Origin of the sequence: Komagataeibacter oboediens, assembly GCF_003207815.1 — a bacterium.
GTDB lineage: Bacteria > Pseudomonadota > Alphaproteobacteria > Acetobacterales > Acetobacteraceae > Komagataeibacter > Komagataeibacter oboediens.
The window spans coordinates 1-3,442 of sequence record NZ_NKTX01000131.1 but is presented as its reverse complement, the minus strand read 5'-3'; the positions used below and the strand labels follow the sequence as shown (position 1 = coordinate 3,442).

General features: G+C 56.0%; 5 protein-coding genes. 1 reads left to right on the top strand and 4 read right to left on the bottom strand.

From position 1 onward, the window contains the following. Nucleotides 1–92: 92 nt before the first annotated feature. The 3 genes from CFR80_RS17360 to CFR80_RS17350 all read right to left on the bottom strand — a co-directional run bounded on the left by CFR80_RS17360 (nt 93) and on the right by CFR80_RS17350 (nt 1,764). The gene (locus CFR80_RS17360; protein ID WP_258367939.1) at nt 93–296 is read right to left on the bottom strand and encodes a hypothetical protein; all 204 of its coding nucleotides are present in this window, start codon (nt 294–296) and stop codon (nt 93–95) included. A gap of 130 nt (nt 297–426) precedes the next feature. Further along, nucleotides 427–1,212 carry a siderophore-interacting protein gene (locus CFR80_RS17355; protein WP_110507798.1) on the bottom strand — a complete coding sequence of 262 codons (786 nt, stop codon included), beginning with the start codon at nt 1,210–1,212 and terminating at the stop codon, nt 427–429. A 372-nt stretch (nt 1,213–1,584) separates the two neighbouring features. Then, the gene (locus CFR80_RS17350) at nt 1,585–1,764 is read right to left on the bottom strand and encodes a hypothetical protein (RefSeq protein ID WP_110507797.1); all 180 of its coding nucleotides are present in this window, start codon (nt 1,762–1,764) and stop codon (nt 1,585–1,587) included. Between the two features lie 246 nt (nt 1,765–2,010). Between CFR80_RS17350 and CFR80_RS17345 the strand changes: the two genes are divergently transcribed. Then, nucleotides 2,011–2,295, top strand: coding sequence for a helix-turn-helix transcriptional regulator (locus tag CFR80_RS17345; protein WP_110507796.1), 285 nt, complete (start codon nt 2,011–2,013; stop codon nt 2,293–2,295). On the opposite strand, the gene CFR80_RS17340 is transcribed toward CFR80_RS17345, so the two are convergent. Next, nucleotides 2,261–3,163, bottom strand: a complete 903-nt coding sequence (locus tag CFR80_RS17340) for a tyrosine-type recombinase/integrase (RefSeq protein ID WP_258367937.1) — start codon at nt 3,161–3,163, stop codon at nt 2,261–2,263. The genes CFR80_RS17345 and CFR80_RS17340 overlap by 35 nt on opposite strands. Between the last annotated feature and the right edge of the window lie 279 nt (nt 3,164–3,442).

Below are 3,442 nucleotides of genomic sequence, written 5' to 3'. Positions count from 1 at the left end.
GACGCATGATGGTTTCCTTCACTGACATTCAACTCCTCAGCATCCTCTCAGGACCACAGGGAGCCGTCCACACCATCAGTTCTCAGTGAAAATCAACAGGCAGCCTTCTGGCCATGGACTGCAGCGCCGACGGCGGGCGCAAGATCGGTATGGCCCAGCACATCGCACGATATGGCGGGAGCGACCACCGGCAGCGAAGCCATATCCGCTGCCTGTGCAGGAGTGGCAGGCAGCAATCCTGCCCCTGCCCCCATGACCGCAAGGAGAACGGTCAGGGTCAGAAGTATGTTTTTCATATCAGGCAAAATGTCCTGTTCGGCCTTCTTCGGTTCACGAACCAAACGTAGGTCATGTCTCGCTGAATGAATGTATAAATTTGTAAGGGAGGCGCCTCATCATGGTCCTGACACCCACGCCCCTTATCGTTCAGCGCGCGTCCCCGAAATCCTTGACGGACGCATCGGCCTGACCCTTCACCCAGTAGCCGGATGCCTTGATCCACTGTGCCGGAATCCTGCGTTCATCGAGAAGATACTGGCGCACGGCTTTCGCCACGTGGGTCTCGGCGCCGACCCAGACAAAAGTACGGTCCGGAATTTTCAGATTTTTCAGGACAGCAAGAATGCCGGCACCGTCATCCGCCCGCTCCATAGGCCGATGGACCCAATGGGCAGCATGGTGTGCGGCCGTGGTAAAGACCTGCTCGTCTTCCGCCCCCGGCACGGCAACCACAGTCGTAACCGACGTCCGGACAGAAAGCGCCTCAACCCGTCGTCCAATCGCGGGCAACGCCGTTTCGTCGCCGATCAGAAGCCAGTGGTCAATCGGGCCGGAAATGATCTGCGACCCGCGCGGACCACCGATCTCCAGCCGGTCACCCGGTCTGGCAGCCCGCGCCCAGGCCGCCGCCGGGCCACCATGGTGATTGACGAAATCCAGAAGCAGCGTACCGTTCTGCGGGTCGTAACGGCGCGGCGTGTAATCGCGACGGGTTGGTGAGCCATCCAGGCCGGGCACGAATATCTTGATATGGTCATCAGGGGATGGGCTGGTGAAGCCGACCAGTTCGGGGCCATCCAGCGTGATACGGATCATGTGCGGGGTCAGGCGCTCAACAGCGCGGACTTCAAGGCGACGCCTGACCAGATCATGCCGCTCACGGCGGATCTCGGGAGCATCGTCGCGATTTGAAAAGGATTGGAAAAGCTTCATCACTGTGTATCCCTGTCATGCCGACAGACCAGTGACTGTGGATACACAGACGCACAGGCTGCCAGCATGCTGCTGTCAGTTTCTGTGCGTTGTTTCACGTTAACGCATACGAAAGTACGGTCTGCAAAGACCGGACTAGCTGTCTCAATCAAAGCCTTCGAAAGCAGAGTCTGTCAACGGGTTTTTCAATATCCCCCTGCCCCGTTAAGTGCCGGGTGCCTGGTCGCAGCATTCTTGGATCGGGCAGCCACCACGCCCACGTCGGGTTACGCATGGACCAACCATACGGGCAATGGCGAGACGCGATGGACGTTCATCTCCATGGAAGTCAGGGCAATATTGCGCACTTTCACATGTTCTCCGGCGACGGTTTCAGGGCACGAACTGGAACTGGAGGCCATGGTCGATCATGTCGATCCGTCCCGCCGCCAGTGCAGGACGCCAACGATAGGTTCCAGCGACATGATCATCCTGCACAAGCGCATGGATATCTGCCCTGTTACGCAGACAGGTTATGATCTGACGTCTGTTTTCGGGAACATCGATCGCCAAGGTTCATGTCTTGAACCAAGCCGTATTCTGACGATCCGCCAATCATGCGACAGGGCATACGCATTGAGAACTGTCTCTTCACAGACTGACCTTATGCTGTACAGACATCCAGATCCTGTATAAACAGCTGCCCCTATCCTATTTTTATCCGTTTCTATCCCGTTTTTTCCTGCTATAGAAAATACACTTCCGCACAACGATACCTATTGGCTCTTATTATTAGCGCCAATAGGAAAGGTTAGATCAATGCACGCCAGAGCCATATCGTCTCCCCGGAAATCGATCCGTCGGCGCCAACTGCGTGAAATGGTGCCACTGGCCGACAGCACAATTTACGAAATGGAACAACGCGGTGAATTCCCGCGCCGCTTCTGTCTTTCGCCACGCTGTGTCGTGTGGGACCTGGCCGAAGTGGAAGCATGGTTGGAGGAACGGCGTTCGAAACCAAGTATGCCGGCAAGAGGTCCCGACGTAAGGCAGAGGCGAACGCGCCCGATCAAAGGGCAGGATCCGGCTCGAACAACGGCATAGATGGTGACACCAGGTTGGGCACGTATTTCTTACCTGCGATCCAGGCATCCACGGTGTTCGACCACTCCTGCATCATATGACGCCGTTGTAGCTCGTATTCTGCTTTATTATAGACACCCCGCGAGGAACGCCCGTCTTCATGAGCAAGACATTTCTCAATCCAGTCGCTATTGAAGCCCAGTTCATTCAGAAGCGTTGATCCCGTGCGACGAAGGTCGTGGACCGTAAAAGCTTCCAACGACAGCCCATCCTTTTTGGCCTGATCGACGACCGAATAGGTCACGCGATTGAATGTCGCGCGGGACATCGGCGCGTCTGCATCATAGCGAGACGGTAGTAGGTAACGCGAATTTCCTGCACACGTTTTCAATGCGATCAATATGTCCAGCATCTGATGAGAGAGATACACATTATGTGCCTTTGAACGCTTCATGCGTTCTTTAGGAATTGTCCAGACAGCATTCTCGAAATCAACTTCATCCCAGACAGCGTCCTGCAATTCGCTTTTCCTGACCATGGACAGTAAAAAGAACCGCATTCCCAGGCGGATGGTCGGCAACGTCGGTACGTTTTCTATCACCCGGAACAACACCCGAATTTCAGCGGGAGAAAGTGCACGGTCCTTGGGAACGAAGGTCGCGATCGATGATGGTCCGACCTCGTCGGCAGGATTGGCAACCTTCTCTCCGTGCAAAATACCAAAGTTGTAGATCTGCTTTACAATATCCCGAACGTGTATCGCCGTCGCCGGCGCACCGCGATCTACTATCGCTGCACAATGCGTCCTGAGATCATTTGGCGTGATCTCGGTCAGAAGACGGTTGCTCCAGACAGGAAGCAGTTCCCGTTCGAAAATTGCGCGACGCATGGCCCGGGGTAAGCTTCCGGCGACTGACGCCTTGCTGAATACTTCTGGTCTGGTTCAGCTATGAAGCATGAGCGATTTAAGAGATAGGGACACGGTACTACCTGCGAGTGTCGCAGGTAGTACCGCAGAGAGGCTCCAAAGGAGCGGTAGAGAGACAGGCGAGCGGGACAGGCTGGCGGGCGCCTCGCGGATCGAGATCGTTTCGGATCGCCGCCGCTGGCACGCCCCTGAATTTCGCGCGCGAGTGGTCATCGCGTCCTACGAGAGCCGACGCCCCAT